This is a genomic window from Nonomuraea sp. NPDC049709, assembly GCF_040674815.1.
GTDB lineage: Bacteria > Actinomycetota > Actinomycetes > Streptosporangiales > Streptosporangiaceae > Nonomuraea.
In genome coordinates, this window is sequence record NZ_JBFANM010000030.1 from 116,711 (window position 1) to 136,059 (window position 19,349).

19 protein-coding genes are annotated in these 19,349 nt (G+C 73.1%); 14 read left to right on the forward strand and 5 right to left on the reverse strand.

Annotated features, from left to right (window positions below; translation table 11 throughout):
* The first annotated feature begins 499 nt into the window (after window positions 1–499).
* The 4 genes from AB0J69_RS28955 (at window position 500) to AB0J69_RS28970 (ending at window position 3,587) form a co-directional block, all read left to right on the forward strand.
* On the forward strand, window positions 500–1,219 hold the full coding sequence (locus AB0J69_RS28955; RefSeq protein ID WP_364123340.1) for a universal stress protein: 720 nt from the start codon (window positions 500–502) through the stop codon (window positions 1,217–1,219).
* A gap of 130 nt (window positions 1,220–1,349) precedes the next feature.
* Window positions 1,350–1,805, forward strand: coding sequence for a MarR family transcriptional regulator (locus AB0J69_RS28960; RefSeq protein WP_364123342.1), 456 nt, complete (start codon window positions 1,350–1,352; stop codon window positions 1,803–1,805).
* The gene (locus AB0J69_RS28965; RefSeq protein WP_364123344.1) at window positions 1,802–2,779 is read left to right on the forward strand and encodes an ATP-binding cassette domain-containing protein; all 978 of its coding nucleotides are present in this window, start codon (window positions 1,802–1,804) and stop codon (window positions 2,777–2,779) included. The genes AB0J69_RS28960 and AB0J69_RS28965 overlap by 4 nt, the downstream gene beginning before the upstream one ends.
* Window positions 2,739–3,587 (forward strand): ABC transporter permease, encoded by an 849-nt coding sequence (locus AB0J69_RS28970; protein WP_364123346.1) that lies wholly within the window; start codon window positions 2,739–2,741, stop codon window positions 3,585–3,587. Before AB0J69_RS28965 ends, AB0J69_RS28970 begins: the two co-directional genes overlap by 41 nt.
* A gap of 49 nt (window positions 3,588–3,636) precedes the next feature.
* Here AB0J69_RS28970 and AB0J69_RS28975 read toward each other — a convergent pair whose 3' ends face one another.
* Window positions 3,637–4,818, reverse strand: coding sequence for a hypothetical protein (locus tag AB0J69_RS28975; RefSeq protein WP_364123348.1), 1,182 nt, complete (start codon window positions 4,816–4,818; stop codon window positions 3,637–3,639).
* Window positions 4,819–4,925: 107 nt separating this feature from the next.
* Here AB0J69_RS28975 and AB0J69_RS28980 point away from each other — a divergent pair, with 107 nt between their 5' ends.
* Both AB0J69_RS28980 and AB0J69_RS28985 read left to right on the forward strand, forming a co-directional pair.
* Window positions 4,926–5,591 carry a response regulator transcription factor gene (locus tag AB0J69_RS28980; protein ID WP_364123350.1) on the forward strand — a complete coding sequence of 222 codons (666 nt, stop codon included), beginning with the start codon at window positions 4,926–4,928 and terminating at the stop codon, window positions 5,589–5,591.
* A 138-nt stretch (window positions 5,592–5,729) separates the two neighbouring features.
* On the forward strand, window positions 5,730–6,557 hold the full coding sequence (locus AB0J69_RS28985) for a polysaccharide lyase (protein ID WP_364123352.1): 828 nt from the start codon (window positions 5,730–5,732) through the stop codon (window positions 6,555–6,557).
* A gap of 50 nt (window positions 6,558–6,607) precedes the next feature.
* On the opposite strand, the gene AB0J69_RS28990 is transcribed toward AB0J69_RS28985, so the two are convergent.
* Both AB0J69_RS28990 and AB0J69_RS28995 read right to left on the reverse strand, forming a co-directional pair.
* The gene (locus AB0J69_RS28990; RefSeq protein WP_364123354.1) at window positions 6,608–7,999 is read right to left on the reverse strand and encodes a HAMP domain-containing sensor histidine kinase; all 1,392 of its coding nucleotides are present in this window, start codon (window positions 7,997–7,999) and stop codon (window positions 6,608–6,610) included.
* Between the two features lie 115 nt (window positions 8,000–8,114).
* A complete protein-coding gene (locus tag AB0J69_RS28995; RefSeq protein ID WP_364123356.1) occupies window positions 8,115–11,414 on the reverse strand; it encodes a CHAT domain-containing protein in 3,300 nt (1,099 codons plus the stop codon).
* Between the two features lie 17 nt (window positions 11,415–11,431).
* On the opposite strand from AB0J69_RS28995, the gene AB0J69_RS29000 reads away from it, so the two are divergent.
* Window positions 11,432–12,094 carry a helix-turn-helix domain-containing protein gene (locus tag AB0J69_RS29000; RefSeq protein WP_364123358.1) on the forward strand — a complete coding sequence of 221 codons (663 nt, stop codon included), beginning with the start codon at window positions 11,432–11,434 and terminating at the stop codon, window positions 12,092–12,094.
* Window positions 12,072–12,251: a hypothetical protein gene (locus AB0J69_RS29005; RefSeq protein WP_364123360.1), complete on the forward strand. Its 180-nt coding sequence runs from the start codon at window positions 12,072–12,074 to the stop codon at window positions 12,249–12,251. The genes AB0J69_RS29000 and AB0J69_RS29005 overlap by 23 nt, the downstream gene beginning before the upstream one ends.
* A 337-nt stretch (window positions 12,252–12,588) precedes the next feature.
* Here the strand turns inward: AB0J69_RS29005 and AB0J69_RS29010 are convergent, their stop codons facing one another.
* Entirely contained in the window at window positions 12,589–13,434 is an 846-nt protein-coding gene (locus tag AB0J69_RS29010) for a helix-turn-helix transcriptional regulator (protein WP_364123362.1), read from the reverse strand.
* 169 nt (window positions 13,435–13,603) lie between these two features.
* Between AB0J69_RS29010 and AB0J69_RS29015 the strand changes: the two genes are divergently transcribed.
* From AB0J69_RS29015 to AB0J69_RS29040, 6 genes are all read left to right on the forward strand, one after another.
* A complete protein-coding gene (locus AB0J69_RS29015) occupies window positions 13,604–14,617 on the forward strand; it encodes an NAD(P)-dependent alcohol dehydrogenase (RefSeq protein ID WP_364123364.1) in 1,014 nt (337 codons plus the stop codon).
* A 95-nt stretch (window positions 14,618–14,712) separates the two neighbouring features.
* On the forward strand, window positions 14,713–15,345 hold the full coding sequence (locus AB0J69_RS29020; protein ID WP_364123366.1) for a GntR family transcriptional regulator: 633 nt from the start codon (window positions 14,713–14,715) through the stop codon (window positions 15,343–15,345).
* Window positions 15,346–15,424: 79 nt separating this feature from the next.
* Window positions 15,425–16,345 carry a DUF6282 family protein gene (locus AB0J69_RS29025; protein ID WP_364123368.1) on the forward strand — a complete coding sequence of 307 codons (921 nt, stop codon included), beginning with the start codon at window positions 15,425–15,427 and terminating at the stop codon, window positions 16,343–16,345.
* Complete coding sequence (locus AB0J69_RS29030; RefSeq protein ID WP_364123370.1) at window positions 16,342–17,145, forward strand: ABC transporter ATP-binding protein; 804 nt, start codon at window positions 16,342–16,344, stop codon at window positions 17,143–17,145. Before AB0J69_RS29025 ends, AB0J69_RS29030 begins: the two co-directional genes overlap by 4 nt.
* Complete coding sequence (locus AB0J69_RS29035; protein ID WP_364123372.1) at window positions 17,142–17,957, forward strand: ABC transporter permease; 816 nt, start codon at window positions 17,142–17,144, stop codon at window positions 17,955–17,957. The genes AB0J69_RS29030 and AB0J69_RS29035 overlap by 4 nt, the downstream gene beginning before the upstream one ends.
* Before the next feature lie 8 nt (window positions 17,958–17,965).
* On the forward strand, window positions 17,966–19,021 hold the full coding sequence (locus tag AB0J69_RS29040) for an ABC transporter substrate-binding protein (RefSeq protein WP_364123374.1): 1,056 nt from the start codon (window positions 17,966–17,968) through the stop codon (window positions 19,019–19,021).
* 23 nt (window positions 19,022–19,044) lie between these two features.
* On the opposite strand, the gene AB0J69_RS29045 is transcribed toward AB0J69_RS29040, so the two are convergent.
* The coding region (locus AB0J69_RS29045) for a sugar ABC transporter permease (RefSeq protein ID WP_364123376.1) at window positions 19,045–19,349 on the reverse strand (305 nt) is incomplete at its 5' end.

The window sequence follows — 19,349 nt, forward strand, 5'->3', positions numbered from 1 at the left end:
GTGGACGTCAGCGAGCGCAGACGATGATCAATGGGATGGCCGGCTCGATCGGCCGTGCGACTGCTCGGCGCGCCGGGCCGAGACGGACGGCGCCATCGCCACCGGGTGTCGCTGCGCGCCCGGTATCCGGACTTCCCGCGCGTTGAGCACGTCCCCGTCGTCGCATCCGCGCCGGCGCGAGATGAGACGCTGTGGTCGATCCGGGCTGCCCAGGCGAGGCTACGCCAAGCCGTGTCCAGGCACATGGTGCTGCCTGAGGAGAGCCTTGAGGTGCATGAATCTCCTTCCGTTCCCGAGCTGAGGACCTCTTCAGGATGGGCGCCACCGCGGCGAACTGTCGTGAGTACCCCCTACTCAAATGAGGACTCAAAGCCGACGCTGACGTGTCATGCGCTGCCAGGAGCCGGGCGTGCGAGGGACCAACGGCCCCTGAGGCGCGGTCGCACGGCCCTACGCGAGGAAGCGGTCGGGGGAGAGGCTGGGAGGGAAGGGGGCTGACATGGGTGGGATCGTGCTCGGATACGACGGCTCGGACTTCTCGGTGCAGGCCCTGGACTGGGCGCTCGACGAGGCCGAGCTCAGGAAGGTGCCCCTGACCGTCGTCCACGCCTGGCAGTGGCCCTACGGCGAGGCGGAGGAGGAGGTCAAGGCCCACCTGCGCCGGGCGGCCGAGCACGTGCTGTGGCACGGCGCCGAATGCGCCCGCGCGAGCAGCTCGGGGTTGAAGGTCGAGACCGACCTGTACGAGGGTTCCGCCGCCCGGCGGCTGGCCGAGCTGTCCGGCGAGGCCGACCTCGTCGTGGTGGGGTCACGCGGCCTGAGCGCGCTGCCCAGGGCGGTCGTCGGCTCGGTCGCCGGCTACGTCGCCGCCCACGCCGCCTGCCCCGTCGTCGTCGTGCGCGGTCCCGGCCCCCTGCCGCCGCCGTCGCAACCGGGGCCGGTCGTCGTGGCCGACAGGGCGCCGGACGCCTCCGTGCTCGAGTTCGCCTTCACCGAGGCGTCGCTGCGCCGGGCGCCCCTGACCGCGCACGGGGAGCTGGCCGAATGGGTGACACGGCACCCGCAGGTCCGGGTCGAGCCGGCTGGATACCGGCCGGGGGAGGGGCCCGGGCGGGCCACGCTCATGGTGGTCGGGCGCGGGCACGCCGCCCGTTTCGGCGCGGCGCGGTTCCTGCTCCAGAACGCGCCCTGCCCGGTCGCGGTGGTGGCCGAGGACTGACCGGTCCGCCGTGGCCGGTCCCCGTACTTGCGGGTACGCGTCCGGCGGCTCATCCGGGGAAAGTGTCCTGTAGATGGGGTTTGAGCAGGACACTTTCCATTACATCGTAAGCAGAGCTAATATTTCGGACATGAGTGCAGAGGATCTGCCGGACGCCTTCGCCGGCGTCATGACCGGCATCCACCGGCTGGTCCGGCGCAGGCTGCGCCAGGAGATGGCGGGCCCGCGGCTGCGCGGCGCCCAGGTCGAGCTGCTGCGGCTGGTCGTCGCCAGCCCCGGCATCAGCGTCTCGGCCGCCGCCAAGGAGCTCTATCTGGCCGGCAACTCGGTGTCCACGCTGGTCAACCAGCTCACCGGGGCCGGGCTGCTGCGCCGTGAGACGAGCCGCGACGACCGCCGGTCCGTCCGGCTGCTGGCCACCCCCGAGGCCGAGGCGCGGTTGCGGGCCTGGCAGGAGCGCCGCGTGGCGCTCGTACGCGAGCACCTGGCGCGGCTCGGCGAGGACGATCGCGCCGCGCTGGCCGCCGCGCTCCCGGCGTTGCGCAGGCTGGCCGACGGCCTGCAGGAGGAGGTGACCACGGCATGACGGGCGGCGACGGCGGTATGGCGGTCGATGACGACATGGCGGGCGGCGATGGCATGGCGGGCGGCGATGGCATGGCGAGTGATGGCGGCCCACAAGGTGGCGGGGGCGTCACGGGCGAGGGCGCGGGTGGCGGGGGCATCGCGGGTGGGCTGCTCTCCGGAGGGGACGCGCTCACGTGTACCGGGCTGCGGTACTCCTTCGGGCGGTCCACGGCCGTCGACGGGCTCGACCTGGCGGTCGACTCCGGGGAGGTGTTCGGCCTGCTCGGCCCCAACGGGGCGGGCAAGACCACCGCGATCCGCTGCGTGACCACGCTGCTGCCGGTCCCGTCCGGCATGGTCCGGGTCTTCGGGCACGACGTGGCCACCGACCGGATGGCGGTGCGCCGCCTGCTCGGCTACGTGCCGCAGCAGCTGTCGGCGGACGCGAACCTGACCGGCCGCGAGAACGTCTCCCTCTTCGCGCGGGTCTTCGACGTGCCCCGGCGGGAACGCGCCGCCCGGGTCGGCCAGGCGCTGGAGGCCGTCGGGCTGGCCGAGGCCGCCGACCGGATGGCGGGCACCTTCTCCGGCGGCATGGTACGCCGGCTCGAACTGGCCCAGGCGCTGGTCAGCGCGCCACGCCTGCTGATACTCGACGAGCCGACGATCGGGCTCGACCCCATCGCCCGTACCGTCGTGTGGGAGCACATCATGGCGGTGCGCGCCGCCAGCGGGATGACCGTGCTGGTCACCACGCACTACATGGACGAGGCCGAGCAGTACTGCGACCGGGTCGCGCTCATGCACCAGGGGCAGGTGCGCGCGTTCGGCACGCCGCGCCGGCTCACCGACGACCTGCGCGCCCGCCGCGGCGACGGCTCGTCCCCGACCCTGGAGGACGTCTTCCGCGACGTCGCCGGCACGGGTTTCGATGACGGAGGGGAGTTCCGCGATGTCCGCCGCACCCGCAACACCGCCTCCCGCGTCGGCTGACGGCGCGCTGGGGCTGCTGCTCGTCCCGCCGCGGTCCCGGCCGGCGTGGCGGCTGGTCCCGGCCAGAGTCGTCGCGATGTGCGTGGTGGAGCTGCAGAAGCTGCGCCACGACCGTACCGAGCTGTACACCCGCGCGGTCCAGCCCGCCCTGTGGCTGCTGATCTTCGGGGAGACGTTCACCCGCATCAACGTGATCCCGACCGGCGGCATCCCCTACCGCGACTATCTGGCCCCCGGGATCATCGCCCAGTCGACCATGTTCATCGCCATCTTCTACGGCATCCACATCATCTGGGAACGCGACTCCGGCGTCCTGACCAAGCTGCTGGTCACGCCGACGCCGCGGGCCGCGCTGGTCACCGGCAAGGCGTTCGCGGCCGGGGTGAAGGCGATCATCCAGGCGGTGGTCGTGGTGCTCATCGCCGCGCTGCTGGGCGTGAGCATGACGCTGGACCCGCTGCGGCTGGCCGGGGTGATCCTGGCGGTGCTGCTCGGGTCGGCGTTCTTCGCGTGCCTGTCGGTGACGATCGCCGGCATCGTACGGACCCGCGACCGGCTGCTGGGCATCGGCCAGGCCATCACCATGCCGCTGTTCTTCGCCTCCAACGCGCTCTACCCGACCACGGCCATGCCCGGCTGGCTGCAGGCCATCAGCGCGATCAACCCGCTCAGCTACGAGGTGGACGCGCTGCGCGGGCTGCTGCTCGGCATCCCCGCGCACCTGCCGCTGGACTTCGCGGTCCTGCTCGTGGCCGCCGCGCTCGGCATCACGGCGGCCTCGGCGCTGCTGGGTCGGCTGGCCCGCTGACGACCGAGCCGGTCAGGTGGAGGGGAGGTGGGCGGCGCGCACCTGACGGTCATTTCGGCAGCGCGGCGGCCGCGGCCTCGGCGATGGCGTGGGCCGGGTTCAGGGCGGCGGCCTCGGTGAGCGGCCTGCCGCCGGACGTGCCGGCGTACGTCACCTCGACCAGGAGCCCGCCGGCCCGGAACGCGACCCTGCCCTCGCCGGCCGTCCCCTTCCCCCCGGACACCTCGGCGTCGGGCCGGTACCCGGCCATGGCCCGATCGCCCGGCCCCCGCAGGGCGTGGAAGGAGCGCGCGGCCTTCCGCGTGTCGTGGTAGAGCCGGACGAACGCCCGGTCCGCCTCCGCCGCCCCGTTGCGATGCCTGCTCCCGGGGAACGACGTGACGCGCACCAGGAGGGAGCGCCCGCCCTCGGCGGACGACCAGGAACAGCCCCGCTCGTCAGCGCCGGCACCCCGGCGCGGGGCGGGGTCGAGACCCGCCGCAAGCAGGGCCTCGTCGCCGGCCAGGCCGCACGGGTCCGGCGCCTGGCGGGCGGGCTCGCTCCGCCTGGCCGCCGCGGCCCGCGCCGGGCGGGTCACCTTGGCCCCGATGGCGGCCGCCGCCTTGGCGGAGACCCGGATGGCGGCGTTCACCGTGGGTCGCTCCGGCACCGACTGGACCTTCTGGCCCGTGTCGCGGGCGATCCGATACAGGACCTCCGCGGTCACCGTGCCCGCTCTGAAGTGCAGTTCGGCCTGGCCGGAGACGCCGATGTCGTCCCGGTAGCGGACCATCGCCTCGTCCCCGAGCCCGGTGACCCGGCGCCACGTGTCGCCGGCCAGGCCGGTGGTGCCCTGGCTGGTCGCGAGGTCGTACCTGCGCATGGCCTCGGGGAGGGTGCCCGCCCGGAAGTTCACGCGCAGCACGCCCTGCAGGCCCGGTACGGCTGTGGGGCTGATCAGGAAGGAGCAGCCCGTCTTCCGCTGGATCTCGGTGGCGCCCGGCGCGAGCGTCCTGAGGGTGGCGCGGTCCAGGCCGCAGTGCTTCGGCCTGGTGAACGGCTTGGTCCTGGCCGGGTAGAGGTCGGCCGTGGTGGGCAGGGCGAGCACCATGTCGCCGCCGCCGTCGCTTCCGCCGTCCTTCCTGTCCGGACCGGCCACGTACCGCTGGATGGACGTGACGAGACCGAGGACGAGGAGCAGCGCCAGCACGACGGCCGCCACCGCGCTGAGAAAACTCCCACGCTCGTTCATGAATCTCCACTGACGTCGATCATCCAGGTGAGTATCTTAGGTCTGACATTCCGGACAACAGGTCATCTCGATAGGAATGAAAGCATCAGGGGCGAGTTGAGGTGAACGTGCCGGAGGAACGGATCACCGCGGTGATCATCGATGATCACGCGGCCATCGCCGCCGGAGTGGGCGCCTGGTGCGCCGAGGCGGTGCCGCCGATCGAGCTGATCGACGCCGGCGACCGGCTCGCCGACGTCTGGACCGGGCCCGGCGCCGCCGCCGATGTGGTGATCTTCGACCTGGAGCTGGTGCCGCGCCGGCCCGACTTCGGCGAGCTGCGCAGGCTGGTCGACAACGGCCGGCGCGTGATCGTGTACTCCCAGCACACCGACGACGCGACCGCGATCAAATGCGTCGACCTCGGGGCGCTGGCCTACCTGACCAAGCGGGAGGGACCCGAGCACCTGGTGCCCGCCATCCGGGCGGCCGCGCGCGGCGAGCCCTACACCGCGCCGTCGCTGTCGGGGGCGCTCGTCGCCGACGACGCGCCCGGCCGGCCGCGCCTGTCGCAGCGCGAGACCGAGGTGCTGCGGGCGTGGTTCGTGTCCTCCTCCAAGGAGCTCGTCGCCGCCAAGCTCAACATCACCGTCAAGACCGTGGACACCTACATCACGCGGGTCCGGGTGAAGTACGCCAACGTGGGCCGGGCCGCCCGGACCAAGAGCGAGCTCGTCGGCCGCGCCCTCGACGACGGCCTCATCACGCTGGCGGAGCTCAACCACCCGTTGTAGGGCGTTCACCGGACACCGGTGCCCGTGGCGCCTCCGTAGAGTGGCGATCAGTCGTGGCGCGGCCACGCCGATACCCACTGCTACGGGGGCAGCGGGTATCTCTTTTTTGGGGAGACGAACGCGAACACGATGAAGACCATGAGATCGACGGCGGCGCTGGCCGTGCTCGTCGTCGCCGGGCTGGCGGTGGTGGACGCCCCGGCGAACGCCGGAGCGGCGGCCGCCCTGCGATTCGGCTACGAGGACGGGTCGAGGTCCTCCGGAAACCCGGAGCTGGGCTTCAACGAATGCTGCCGCACCTCGATCCAGGTGGACGACCTGCCGAGGACCGGGAAGTACGCCCTGCGCAGCCAGCTGAAGTACGGCGACCAGATGGTCGCCGGCGGCACCAGGGCGGAGAGCCACACGCTCAAGGTCGACGACAGTTACTACGGATCCGGCGACACCGTTTACTACGGGTTCAGCGTCTACATCATGAGCACGTGGCAGAAGGACTCGGCCGAGGACATCGTGTTCCAGTGGAAGCCGTGGCGCGACGAATGCGAGCCCGACAAGCCGCCCAGCGCCTTCCTCAGCGTGCAACCCTCGGGGAAGTGGCGGTTGCGGGTCAACTCCGACGGCAGGGCCTGCTCCACGCCGAGCTCCATCAGCAAGACCAGCTTCGACCTCGCCGAGGTGAAACCGGGGCAGTGGCACGACTTCGTCTTCAAGTTCAACTGGAGCCACGGCACTGACGGGACGATCGACGGCTGGCACCAGACCCACAAGAGCCCCGGCTGGCGCAAGGTCGTGAGCGCCACCGGTGCCAACACCTTCAACGACGACGCGTCCACGCACGGCTATCTCAAGTGGGGCATCTACAAGCCCGCGTGGAACAGCGGGCCCACCGCGGTCGCGAGCCGCACGCTCCTGCACGACAACATCGCCGTGGGCAAATCCTTCAGCGAGGTCGACCCCGCCGGATAGGCGACGGCGGATCGGCCGGCGCCGGGGCCGCGGCGTCCGTCCGATTTCCGCTACCGGGAGCGGGCGCGGGTCACCTCGGCGGGATGGTGGCCGTCCTCCGCCAGGGGCAGGCGCAGCACGAACCGCGCGCCCCGTGGCGAGTCCTCGACGGTCAGGCTGCCCTGGTGGGCCTGGGCGATCGCGCGCGAGATGGCCAGGCCCAGCCCGCTGCCCGCGGGGTCGAGCTGCCGCCCGTCGGCCAGCCGGACGAAGGGCTCGAAGACCCGCTCACGGTCCTCGGGCGCGATGCCGCCCCCGTCGTCGAACACGGCGATCACCGCCTGCCCGCCGGAGCGCTCCACGCTGACCTCCACGAACGTACGGGCGTGCCGCTCGGCGTTGACCAGCAGGTTCGTCACCACCTCCGCCAGCTGGACGCGGTTGCCGAAGATCTGCGGGTCGTCGTGGACGCGCACCCGCAGCAGCACGCCCGCCTTCCGGCTCGTCGCCTCCTCCCGGACCAGGGCGCCCAGGCCGAACCGCTCGCGGCGGTGCGGAGAGGTCGTCCGCACGCGGGCCAGCATGAGCATCTCGTCAATGATCATCTGGAACCGCTCCACGCTGGTCAGCGCGTCCCGGATCGCGGTGCGGGGATCCGTGTCGGGATACATCAGCGCCTCCTCCAGCCGGGCGCGCAGGCCGGTCAGCGGCGTACGGAGCTCGTGCGAGACCATCGAGGAGAAGTGACGCTGGTGCTCGACCGCCGCCTCCAGCCGGGACAGGGTCAGGTTCGCGGTGTGGGCCAGCATGGCGATCGCGTCCCGGCCCGGCGGGGGCGGCACCCGCAGGCCCAGATCGGTGACCGTGATCTCGGCGATCCTGGAGCGCATCTCCTCCACCGGGCGCAGCGTCCGGCGGATCAGGAACGCCGCCAGGCAGGTCACCACGGCGGTGGCGGCCAGCACCCCGGCGGCCAGGCTCCATTCCAGGCGGTGCGTGCCCAGGATCGGCGGCTGCGCCATCCCGGCGTACACCACGTGGGACTCGCCGCCCCACATCAGCTCCTCCTCCTGCGGCGACGGCCGGGTGGCGGTGAACATCACGCACCCGGCGGCGGTGCACCGGGTGCCGTGCTGGATCCGGTCGTCGGAGGCGGGCCACATGTCGCTCAGCGCCGGCCGGCCGGCGGCGGCCCGGCTGGAGACCACCACCTGCCCGCTGACGTCCACGAGCTGGAGCAGGTTGACGTCCGACGTTGCCACGGGCGGCGGGTCCGCCGTCCCCATCGACCCGATCCACTCGGTGGCCGCCCGCTGGGTGCTCTCGAACACCTCCTGCTCGACCCGGCCGCGGACCAGCAGGTCCACGACCGCGGCGACCCCCGTGAAGCCGAGCAGCGAGAGCACGGCCGTGGCCAGGATGAGGCGCGTCTGGACAGAAAGCCGACGCAGACGCAGGGGCATCGCCACCTCCCGGCCGGGCTCGCTCCAGCTTTCCTAGCCATGCTTCCAACAACGGATTCATGGATGGCCAAAGCGCCCGCAATGAGTCCATTGAGGTGTGCTGACGGCCGGGTGTTCACGCTCCCGAGTGCAGGAACGCCGCCCAGGCCGAGGGCCGCCCCGGCATGGCCGCCCGCATGCGGCGGGTGGCCGTGTGCAGCGCGAGCGCGCCGGGGATCCGGACGGGGGCGTCGAGCGTCTCGCCCAGCTCGCCGTGGAAGCCGGCGGCCATCGCCGACGCGACGCGGTCGCCGATCTCCCACAGCGTGGCCACGGCCTGGGCGTACCCGGCCAGCTGGAAGGCGGAGGCCAGGTGGATCGCCTCGTCGGCGAGCCTGGCGCCGCCCCGGGCGGTCGCGCAGGCGGACAGGTACGCCAGCTCGGTGTCGCCGAGGTCGAGCCGGCTGATCTCGGTGACGCTCAGGGGCCCGTCGTGCAGCAGGAGGTGGCTCGCCGACGGGTCGGCCGGGTCGCTGCCGGCGTGGCAGGCGAAGTGCGCGACGCTCGCGCCGGGCAGCGCGGCCAGCACGGCGGCGCGCGACGCCGCCGGGCCGATCAGCGACAGCCCGTGCAGCCGGGCGGTGACCTCGACCGCCTCGCTCGCGGTCGACGGCAGTGCCGCCTGCCCGGGCGTGGCCGGCATGGCCACGGCCAGACCGGCACGGCGGGCGGGCACGGGACGGGCGCGGCTGTGCAGCAGCGCCCGCAGGGTGGGCGTGTACGAGGAGACCACCCGGTCGAGGACCGACGCGCCGGCGACCGCGTGCCGTCCGGCGGCGTGCAGCGGGAGGGAGTTGAGCGGCCCGGCCGGCGACCACCACAGCCGCGGCCACGCCCCGCCCTCCGGCGGCCCGGTGAGGTCCAGCGCGTCCAGCACCGGCTCGGCCAGCACGTCCCACAACCAGCCGAGGGTGTCCAGCAGCACCCGCTGGGCCTGGCCGGCCATGGCACCCGTACCGGTCCGTAAGGCGCCGAGCGCGGCCTGGAACGTCTCGGACCGCTCGACGAGGTCGGCGGCCCGCAGGTCCGGCAGCGGCACCAGGCGGACGCCGTCGGCGCACAGCGCCAGCGCGTCACAGCGGCGCGGGTTGACGTTGACGGTCACCACCGGCCCCTCGGCGGCGGCCGGCCGCAGGTCGGGCATGCCCAGCGGCAGCGGCATCAGGAACCGCCCGAACTCGGGCAGCGCCCGGATCCGGCCGGCCAGCTCGCTCCACTCCCCGGCCAGCTCGCTCAGCCGCCCGAACTCCGCCGCCGTCGGCTCATGGCCGTGCACGGCGGCGACCGCCCGCATCCGCTCGCGCAGCTTCACGAACCGTCCGGCCAGCCCGGCGTCGGCGGCCCGCAGGTTCTCCAGCTCCCGTCGCGCGTTCAGCGCGCTGGACAGCAGCAGCGCCCGCCCCTCCTCGATCGCCTCCAGCGCGGCCGGCGCGTCGCCGCGGGCGATCGCGGACACGGCCTCGTCGGAGGCCAGCCGGGCCAGGCCGCTCGACCGCAGGCCCGGCTCGTCCGGCGGGAGCGGCGACATCGCCCGCAGCCGCGCCGCCACCCCCCACGCCAGCACGAGCCGCGTGGCGTGCGCCGTCCCTCCGGCGACGACCCGGCGGGCCCGCGCGGTCGCCTCCTGGTAGTCCGATTCCTCATGGGTGAGCTGGTAGCGCTGGAACAGCGTGTGGGCGAGGGCCTTCAGCGCCGCCGCGTGCTCCGGGTCGTCCTCCGGCAGGGCGGCGAGCCTCGCGCGGTGGCCCTTCAGCGCCTCCTCGGCCACCGAGAGGGTCTCGAACGGCGACAGCAGCGCGTTGCTCATCATGGACATGTCGCCCACCGTGGTGGCGGACAGGTTCAGGGTGCTCATCAGCGCCGGCAGCAGCTCCATCGAGCGCGTCAGCAGGGCGACCGTCTCCTCGATCCGCCCGGCCCCGTCGTGCTGGTTCCTGGCGAGCCGCGTCATGACCTGGTTCAGCTCCAGCGCCGTGCGCTCGGGATGGTCGTCCGGCAGCTCCCGCAGCGCCTGCTCGAACAGGCCGAGCACCTCGTCGAGTCCCGCCGTGTCCACCGGCGCCGGGGGCGTCTCGGGCGGGGCGTAGAGCTGGGTGAGCATCGCGTCGAGCCGGTCGCCGGGGCTCAGCCCGTCGGATCGACGCCGCAGCAGCTCGAACGCCTTGCGCTCCAGCCCGGCGTCGGACGGGTCGCGCAGGAAACCGGCCATCAGGTCCATGAGCTGCGCGTGGTGCCCCTCGCCGTCGGACGGGGCGATGCCCAGCAGCCGGGCGGCGACGGAGAGCCAGTTGTCCGGCTCGTCCGAGGCGGCCCCGCCGGTGGCCGGGATCGACCGCCCGACCAGGCCGGTCAGCTCGTCCACGCGGCGCCGGGTCTCCGGGCTGAGCCGGACGGGGGCGGCGGGTCTCGGCGACCGCAGCAGCTCGGCCGCGGCGAGCAGCTTCAGCCGGGCGCGCCGCTCGGCGCCGCGCTCGGGAGTCAGGTGTACGGCCCTGCGCAGGGCGGAGACGGCCTCGTCGAGCGCGGCGGGATCGGCCCGGCCGCCCGATTCCACCGGGAGCAGCAGCGAGGACGCCAGGTCGGTGAGCATCTGGGGCAGGTTCGCGTCCGCGTCCGTCGCGGTGTCCACGGCGGCGCGGAACAGCTCCACGGCCTCGGCCAGCAGCGCCGGGTCGCGGCGGCTCGCCATGGCCTGGGCCCGCACGGCCAGGGCCAGGCCGTTGGCGCAGCGGGCGTGGTTCGAGTGCTCCCTGGGCGTGTCCCGGTACGCCTCCCTGAGCACCGCGACGGCCTCGTCGATGTCCGGTGGCTCGGTGCCGCCGTCCGGTGGGGACTGCGCGGTGCGGAGCATGAGCGCGTACCCGAGGTTGCTCAGGACCGTCGGGCGGGAGGGGTGGCCGGCGGGCAGGAGGGACGCGGACCGGCGCAGCAGCCCGGTCGACGCCTCGCCGTCGCCGGGCCGCCGGAGGCGGGTGAAGCGTTCGAGCACGAACATGGCCAGGTTCGACAGCGCCTCGGCGGAGGCGTGCGCCCGCTCCTCGCCCACCGGCTCGTCCGGGCCGAGCGCCTCGGCGAACGAGGAGCGCACCTGGCCGGGCAGGGCGTCCGGCTGGGCCAGATAGAGGGGCATCAGGAGGACGACCGTCCGGGCCCACGCCTCCTGCCTGCCCTCCTCGGGCCCGGCCGCGGCGCGCAGCCAGTGCAGCAGGCCGGCCACGTGCAGGATCTCCTGGTCCACGCCGTCGCCGATGGCGAGGAACTCCAGCAGTCGCTCGGCCTCGTCCGCCGCCTCGGGGCCGAGCACACCGGCGGCGTCGCCGGTGTCGGACACCGTGGCGAGCCGGGCGCGCAGGGCGGTGAGCAACTGGTCGCGCATCGTCGCCTCGCAATCAGGTGGCCTTACAGGACCCTTCGCTGACCGTCTCGGCGTCCACCTCGGCGGCCGTCCTCACCTGCCGCACGGCCGGCGCGTCCGGGCTCCGCCGTCATGGTTCGTCCCGATCCGACCCCTCACGACGAGGAGATCATAACGGCCGCGCGCCCGTTTCGAGCGCGGAGGCGACCCGCCAGGCGCTCCTGGAGGCCGTACGCGCCCGGTTCATCCGGCTCGGGTACGACCGGACCACGCTCCGGGACGTCGCCGCGGACGTCGGGGTCAACCTCGCCCTGATCAAGCGGTACTTCGACTCCAAGGAGGGCCTGTTCAAGGCGGCCCTCGCATCCGCTTCCCGATTCCCCGGTGGCGACGACCGGTTCCCTGAGAACCGCGCCGCCCTCGCCGCCGCCCTCAGCCGCCAGCTGTCCGCCGGCGCCTGGCCGGAATTCAGCGAGCACCCTGCGCTGATGTTGCTGCGCGTCTCCGGCGACGAGCGCGTGGACAGCCTGCGCAGACAGGCCCTGCAGGACTTCAGCCGCCAGATCCTCGAAGCCTCGGGCGATCCGGGGCCGCGCGAGGACGACGGCGAACCCCTGCGAGGGGCGGGGGAGGACGGCGAACCCCCGGTGAGGGCGCCGGGAGGACGGCGAACCCCCTGTGAGGGGGCGGCGCGACGATGAACGCCTGCTGCGGGCGGAACTCGTGGTCGCGCTGGGCGTCGGGGTCGCGGTCGTGCGGTCGGCGGTCGGACTGCAGCCGTTGCGCGACGCGACCTCCGACGACCTGATCGGCCCCCTGCGCGACGTCGTGGAGGCGCTGCTCACACCCCCGCACTGATCGCCCCCGCCCGCCACCCGCCCCCGCCGCCCGGTTCGCATCCGCCCGCCGGTTCGCGTCCGCCCGTCCGCTCGTTCGCGCCCGCTCGTTCACCCTGCCGCCACCGGGCCCTGACCGTCCCCCGCCCCGGCTCCCTTGGTACGGCCCGTTCGCGAGTGGATCCCCAGGGCGTCGTGGCTCGGGCACCGGGGTCCGCCTGTCTCAGGGCACACGGCGTCGGGTGGGTTTCGGAGGCGACCGCAGAGGACCTCGACGGCGAGCTTCGCCGCTGAGGGGGGCACCGGCCCCCGGCTGGGGCCGGCGTCCGCTCGACGGGGCAACGGGCCAGGGCGGCGGCTCACGCGCCGGCGGCCGAGGGGTGCCCGAGCGGGCCGGTTGCGGGGGTTCTGGGCAGCGGGTCGGTGGCGCGGGTTCGGAGGAGGTCGGCGGTGGGTTGGTCGGCGGGGAGGAAGGCCTCAAGGTGGAGCTCGGCGAGCGTGATGTCCGTCGCGGTGGCGAACGAGGTCAGCGTGGTGATGAGCCGCAGCTCGCCGTCCGCGCAGGTCAGCCGCATCGGTACGGCGAAGCCGAGATGCTCGGGGCCGGGCGGGGCCTGGGGGACGTACCCGGTCAGTTCGGCGACGAAGTCGTCGAGGCGCGGGTCCGGGCTGCGGCGGGCCCTGGCGCGCAGGTTCTCGATGACGTGGCGGCCCCATTCGGCCAGGTTCCGGACCCGGGGCCCCATGCCGTCCGGATGGAGCATGAGCCGCAACATGTTGACCGGTGGTTCGAGCAGTTCGGGCGCGGCGCCCTCGGTGAAGACCCCGATGGCGTCGTTGGCCGCCACCACCCGGCCGTACGGCGCGACGACGAGCGCCGGATACGGCAGATGGCCGTGCAGGATCTGGTCGAGCGCGGCGCGTACGGGGCGCAACGCCGTCTCGTCCAGGCCCGACTCCGTGAACACGGGAGCGTAGCCGGCGGCGGTGAGCAGGTCGTTGCGCTCGCGTAGCGACAGGCCGAGCGATTCGGCCAACCGGATCACGATCCCGCGCCCCGGCTGGGAACGGCCGCTCTCGATGAAGCTCAGATGGCGTTGCGTCGTGCCGGCCAGCCCCGCCAGCTCCAGCTGGCTGAGCCGGCGGGCTCGCCGCCACCGGCTCAGCTCCGGCCCGACGCCGTTTCGTACGGTTGCGTGGCTCACGGGAGCTTTCTACCCGAAGCTCCCGACACTCGGCGATTCCCTCGGGGGAATTGCCGGACGTCAGGCCGCCGCAGAGGATCCAGAGCGACCGACCGACCCTGCACCGGGGTGGCCGGTCGCGGAGCGGGTGACCGGCCCTGGCCGGTCGGCAATGACGAAAGGCTGTTTGATGAAGACTTATCGCCTTGAACCGGGGCATGGCCTCGCCGGGCTGACGATGCACGACCGCGACGAGCCCGAGCCGGCCCGTGGACAGGTGCTGGTCAGGATCCGGGCGAACGCGATCGGCACCCGGGACCTGAGGGTGCTGGCCGGTGAGTATCCGCTGCCCATCAGGCCGGGCGTCGTGCCGGGCTGCGAGGGTGCGGGGGAGGTGGTGGCCGTCGGCGAGGACGTGAGCGGGGTGCAGCCGGGCGACCGAGTGGCGGCCACCGTCTTTCCCCGCTGGCTCGACGGGCCGTTCAGGCGCGACAACGCGGCCCAGCTCGGCACCGCGATCGACGGGGTGCTGACCGAGTACGCGCTCCTGAGCGAGGACGGCGTCGTCCCGATCCCGGACCACCTGTCGTACGAGGAGGCCGCGGCGCTGCCCCTGGCCGCGGTGACCGCGTGGAACGCCCTGACCACCGGCGGCCCGCTGCGCCCCGGCGCGACCGTGCTGACGCTCGGGTCGGGAGGCGTGTCGCTGTTCACCCTGCGGTTCGCCAAGCTGGCCGGCGCCCGGGTGATCGTCACGACCTCCGGCGCGGCCAAGGCGGAGCGGCTGCGGGCGCTCGGGGCCGACGACGTGATCAACTATCGAGAACATCCGGCCTGGTCGGAGCGGGTACTCGCGCTGACCGGCGGGGCCGGCGCCGACCGGGTCGTGGACGCGGCGGGCCCGCTGGAGCAGTCGCTGAGGTCGGTCGCGTCCACCGGGGAGGTGGCCTTCGTCGGCTACTGGCTGTCCGGCGCCGCCGGGGCCCGGCCGATCGACCCCGGGACGCTGTTCATGGCGGGCGCGTCGCTGCACCGGGTCGCCACCGGGAGCCGGGCCCACTTCCTGGAGCTGAACCGCGCCGTCGCGGCGCATCGGGTGCGTCCCGTGATCGACCGGGTGTTCCCGTTCGAGCGACTCCACGACGCCTTCGCGTACTGCGAGCCGGGCGGCGGCTTCGGCAAGGTGATCATCAGCCACGGCTGACGGTGGCACCCCTCCCTCCTTGACGGCAACCTCATGGGCGCCAATCGTCGTTACGATATGGGCTACATGATTGTTGACAATCTAAGAGAGGGAATGTGTCCACAGACCCGGGAACGGTGCTCGACGCGATCCGTGACGGGATCATGCGGGGTGAGTTCGTGCCTGACCAGCGGCTCGTCGAGGCCGATCTGTCGGAGCGGTTCTCGGCGAGCCGGAGCTCGGTGCGTTCGGCGCTCCTGCAGCTGGCCAACGAGGGCCTGGTGGAGCGGGTCCAGAACCGGGGCGCGCGGGTGCGGGCGGTCTCCCTGGCCGAGGCCATCGAGATCTCCGAGGTGCGCATGGTGGTCGAGGGCCTGTGCGCGGCCAAGGCCGCTGAGCGGGTGGGCCCGGCGGAGGCCCGCGAGCTGCGCGAGCTGGGCGAGCGGATGTCCGAGGCGGTCGCCTCGGGCGACGTGCTCGGCTACTCCGCCGCCAACCAGGCGCTGCACCGCCGCATCAGGGAGCTGAGCGGCCAGTCCACCGCGGGCGGCGTGCTGGAGCGGCTGCGCGCCCAGCTCGTACGCCACCAGTTCCGGCTGGCCATGCAGCGCGGCCGGCCGGCGGTGTCGCTGGGCGAGCATCTGGCCATCATCGACGCCATCTGCGCCGGCGACCCGGAGGCGGCCGAGCGGGCGGCCCGCCGCCACCTGCTCGGCGTGATCGAGGCGCTGCGGGCCCGCCAGGAATGAGAGCGAGGCCCCTTGACGGTTGTCGGCCATATTGTTAACAATTTGTCCCACCAAGATGGCGACAATTTAGGGGTCAGGCATGCCGGACCATCCCAAGCCTTCCGCCCGAGCCCGCGAGCTGGTCGCGGGCGCCTACGACATCCACATCCACGTGGCGCCCGATGTGATGCGCAGGCGGATCGACGACCTCACCCTCGCGGCGCGCTTCGCCGAGGTGGGGCTCGCCGGTTTCGTCCTCAAGTCGCACTATGTGCCCACGGCGGAGCGGGCGGCGGTGGTGCGGGCCGCGGTGCCCGGCTTCGGGGCGGTCGGCGCGATCACCCTGAACGCGTCCGTGGGCGGCATGAACCCCATCGCCGTCGAGATCGCCGCCCGCAGCGGCGCCCAGGTCGTGTGGCTGCCCACGGTGGACAGCGCCAACCAGCGGGCCTGCACGGCCACCGACCCGGAGGGGGCCACGCCGCCCATGTGGGCCCGGCTCCAGGCCGAGCTGCGGGAGGCGGGGATCGCGGCCGACCCGGTGGAGGTGGTCGCGCCCGGCGGCGCCGTCCCGGAACCGACCCGGCAGGTGCTGCGGCTGATCGCCGCGCACGACCTCACCCTGGCCACCGGCCACCTCAGCGCGGACGAGATCGACACGGTGGTGGACGCGGCCGTGGCGGAGGGGGTGCGGCGCATCGTGATCACTCATCCGGAGTTCACCTCCCAGCGCGTCGCCGTCGACCGGCAGCGGGTGCTCGCGGCCCGGGGCGCCCTGCTCGAACGCTGCTTCACCACGCCGCACTCCGGCAAGGTCTCCTGGGCGACCTGGTTCGAGCACATCGCCGCCGTGGGACCCGAGCACTCGGTGCTCTCCAGCGATCTGGGCCAGCCGTTCAACCCGCCGGTCGAGGACGGCCTCGCCCTGCTCGCCGACCGGCTGCTGGCCGAGGGCTTCACCGAGAAGGACATCAGGACCATGGCCGTCGACAACTCCCGCCTGCTGGCAGGCGCCCGATGAGCGCCCCAGGGAACGGCCCAGGGAACGGCCCAGGGAACGGTACGGTCATCGAGGTCAGCGGCCTCGCCAAGCAGTTCGTCAAGGACGACGTCGGCATCGTCGCGCTGCAGGGCTTCGACCTGCGGATCGCGGAGGGCAGCTTCGTCACCGTGCTCGGCCGCAGCGGCTGCGGCAAGTCGACCATGCTCAACCTGCTCGCCGGCCTCACCACGCCGACCGCCGGCACGGTCACCTACCGGGGCGAGCCGGTCCGCGGCCCCCGTACGGAGATGGGCTACCTCACCCAGTCCGACACGCTCATGCCGTGGCGCAGCGTCCACAAGAACGTCGAGCTGCCCCTGGAGATCGGCGGCGTGCCCGCCCAGCGCCGCAGGGAACGCGCGTCGGAGCTGATCGGGAAGGTCGGCCTGCAGGGGTTCGAGCGGCACTACCCGCGCGAGCTGTCCGGCGGGATGCGCCGCCGGGTCAGCCTGGCCAGGATGCTGGCCGGCGATCCCGAGACGCTGCTCATGGACGAGCCGTTCGGCGCGCTCGACGCCCAGCTCCGCGGCGACCTGCAGGCCGAGCTGCTGCGGCTGTGGGGGGAGAGCGGGCAGACGGTGGTGTTCGTGACCCACGACGTCGAGGAGGCGCTGCTGCTCGGCGACCGCGTCGTGGTGCTCGGCCGGCTCGGCCGCATCGTGCTCGACCGGCCCGTCGACCTGCCCAGACCCAGGGACGCCGACGAGTTAAGGGTGGATCCGGTCTTCGTGGCCCTGCACCGCGAGCTGACCGGGGCCCTGCGGGAGGGAGCGCGATGACCGCCATCGAGCGGGTGAACCTCGACCGGAGCTGGTGGAGCAGGCACGGCGGCACGGTCACGGTCTGGTCGGCCAGGGCGGCGCTGGTGGTGGCGCTGCTGGTCGCGTGGGAGCTGACCGCCGAGCGCTGGTTCGACATCACGTTCACCAGCCGGCCGAGCGACATCTGGACCCGCCTGGTGCAGTGGCAGCAGGACGGGACGCTGTGGTCCAACACCTGGATCACGGTGCAGGAGGTGGTGTACGGCTTCCTGGTCGGCGCGGTCGCCGGCGCGCTGACCGGCTTCCTGCTGGCCTCGGCGCAGGTCGTCTACCGGGTGCTGGATCCGTTCATCATGGCGTTGTACGCGATCCCGAAGGTGGCGCTGGCGCCGCTGTTCATCGTCTGGTTCGGCATCGGCATGCACATGAAGGTGCTGCTGGCCGCCGCGACGGTCTTCTTCCTCGTCTTCCTCAACACGGCCGCCGGCGTGCGCGAGGTGGACCGCGGCCTGATCGACGCCGTGCGCCTGATGGGCGGCGGCCGGCGGGAGATCATGATCAAGGTGGTCGTCCCGTCGTCCATGACCGGGCTGCTCACCGGGCTCAAGGTGGCCATCCCGTACGCCCTCATCGGCGCCGTGATCGGCGAGCTGGTGGCCTCCAACCGGGGGCTCGGCTACCTGATCAACGACGCCGCCGCGCAGTTCGACACCGCCGGGGTGTTCGCCACCCTCGTCGTCCTGAGCGTGATCGCGGCCCTGCTGAACCTGGTCGTCGGGCTGCTCGACCGCCGGGTCGGCCGGTGGAAGCCGATCGGGGCGGAGCAGTGAGGCGGCCGGTGAGGTGGGCGGTGAGGTGGGCGGTGCCGTGGCCGGTGCGGCGCGCGGTCCTGCCGGTCCTGGCCGCCCTCGTCCTGGCCGTGACCGGCTGCGCGCAGCGCAGCTCCACCACGCCGCCGGGCGTGCTGAACGTCGGCCAGATCAGCAACTCCGTCGCGTTCTTCCCGCTCTTCGTGGCCGAGCAGAAGGGCTATTTCACCCAGGAGGGGGTCAGGCTCGGCGAGCGGCCCCGGCTCGGCACCGGCGCGAAGGTGGCGGCGGCCCTCAAGTCGGGCAGCATCGACCTGGGCGCCGGGGTGCTGACCGACGCGCTGAACCTGGCCAGGATCGACGACAAGGGCCGGCTGGTGGCCAACCTGGTGGACCGGTACTACGTGGACGTGGTCGTCGGCTCCTCCTTCACCGGCGCCGCCGCGGGCGATCCGCTCGACCAGCGGATCCGCGCCCTGCGCGGCAAGAAGATCGGCATCACGGGGCCGGGCAGCGGGACCGAGGCGCTGGTGACGTACCTGTTCGGGAGGGTCGGGCTGAACTCCGCCACGGACTGCGAACTGGTCAACCTCGGCAGTACCGCCGCCTCGGCGCTGGGCGCGCTCAAGGCCGGCCGGGTGGACGCGCTGGCCTTCTTCCAGCCGATCGCCCAGCAGGCCGCGGCCGCCGGCATCGGCACCCGCTTCATCTCGCCCGCCGCCGGCGACGTGCCCGGGCTGGAGCGGACCGCGCACGGCGTCGTGTTCACCACCCAGCGGATCATCGACAAGAAGCCCAAGGAGGTCGCCGCCTTCCAGAACGCGCTCGGGCGCGCGCAGCGCTTCATCCACGAGGCCGATCCCGCCGAGATCACCCGGATGCTGACGGTCTACCTCAAGGGGATCGACCCGAGGGCGCTGGCCGAGCTGCCGGACCTCATGCGGGCCGAGATCCCGGCGGAGATCGGGTTCTCGAGGACCTCGTTCGACACGGCCATCGCCTTCCACCGCGCGACCGGGCTGGTCAAGCACCTGCCTGCGTACGAGCAGATCGTGCCGCCCGCGCTGCGGATCGGCGCGCCGTGACGGGGGAGCGGGCGAGGGCAGGACTACCAGGTGGCGAACGTGGTCGAGGCCCCGCTCGGCCCGCCCTTGGTCATGATCCAGATGATGTCGAACACCTTCAGCGTGTAGACCAGGCCGAGCAGCAGCGTGATCGCCGACACCGGCCGCAGCAGCGGGAACGTCACCTTCCAGAACCGCTGCCAGCCGTTCGCGCCGTCCAGCGCGGCGGCCTCGTGGATGTCCGGCGAGATCGGCTGCAGCCCGGAGTACAGCACCACCAGGTTGAACGGGATGCCGATCCAGATGTTGGCGATGATCACCGACCACAGCGACCAGTCCGGCGAGGTCA

What these genes read in the sequence shown, in the direction of transcription:
- AB0J69_RS28955 (WP_364123340.1), top strand. Translation starts at nt 500, where the DNA reads ATGGGTGGGATCGTGCTCGGATACGACGGCTCGGACTTCTCGGTGCAG.
- AB0J69_RS28960 (WP_364123342.1), top strand. Translation starts at nt 1,350, where the DNA reads ATGAGTGCAGAGGATCTGCCGGACGCCTTCGCCGGCGTCATGACCGGC.
- AB0J69_RS28965 (WP_364123344.1), top strand. Translation starts at nt 1,802, where the DNA reads ATGACGGGCGGCGACGGCGGTATGGCGGTCGATGACGACATGGCGGGC.
- AB0J69_RS28970 (WP_364123346.1), top strand. Translation starts at nt 2,739, where the DNA reads ATGTCCGCCGCACCCGCAACACCGCCTCCCGCGTCGGCTGACGGCGCG.
- AB0J69_RS28975 (WP_364123348.1), bottom strand. Translation starts at nt 4,818, where the DNA reads ATGAACGAGCGTGGGAGTTTTCTCAGCGCGGTGGCGGCCGTCGTGCTG.
- AB0J69_RS28985 (WP_364123352.1), top strand. Translation starts at nt 5,730, where the DNA reads ATGAGATCGACGGCGGCGCTGGCCGTGCTCGTCGTCGCCGGGCTGGCG.
- AB0J69_RS28990 (WP_364123354.1), bottom strand. Translation starts at nt 7,999, where the DNA reads ATGCCCCTGCGTCTGCGTCGGCTTTCTGTCCAGACGCGCCTCATCCTG.
- AB0J69_RS28995 (WP_364123356.1), bottom strand. Translation starts at nt 11,414, where the DNA reads ATGCGCGACCAGTTGCTCACCGCCCTGCGCGCCCGGCTCGCCACGGTG.
- AB0J69_RS29015 (WP_364123364.1), top strand. Translation starts at nt 13,604, where the DNA reads ATGAAGACTTATCGCCTTGAACCGGGGCATGGCCTCGCCGGGCTGACG.
- AB0J69_RS29025 (WP_364123368.1), top strand. Translation starts at nt 15,425, where the DNA reads ATGCCGGACCATCCCAAGCCTTCCGCCCGAGCCCGCGAGCTGGTCGCG.
- AB0J69_RS29030 (WP_364123370.1), top strand. Translation starts at nt 16,342, where the DNA reads ATGAGCGCCCCAGGGAACGGCCCAGGGAACGGCCCAGGGAACGGTACG.
- AB0J69_RS29035 (WP_364123372.1), top strand. Translation starts at nt 17,142, where the DNA reads ATGACCGCCATCGAGCGGGTGAACCTCGACCGGAGCTGGTGGAGCAGG.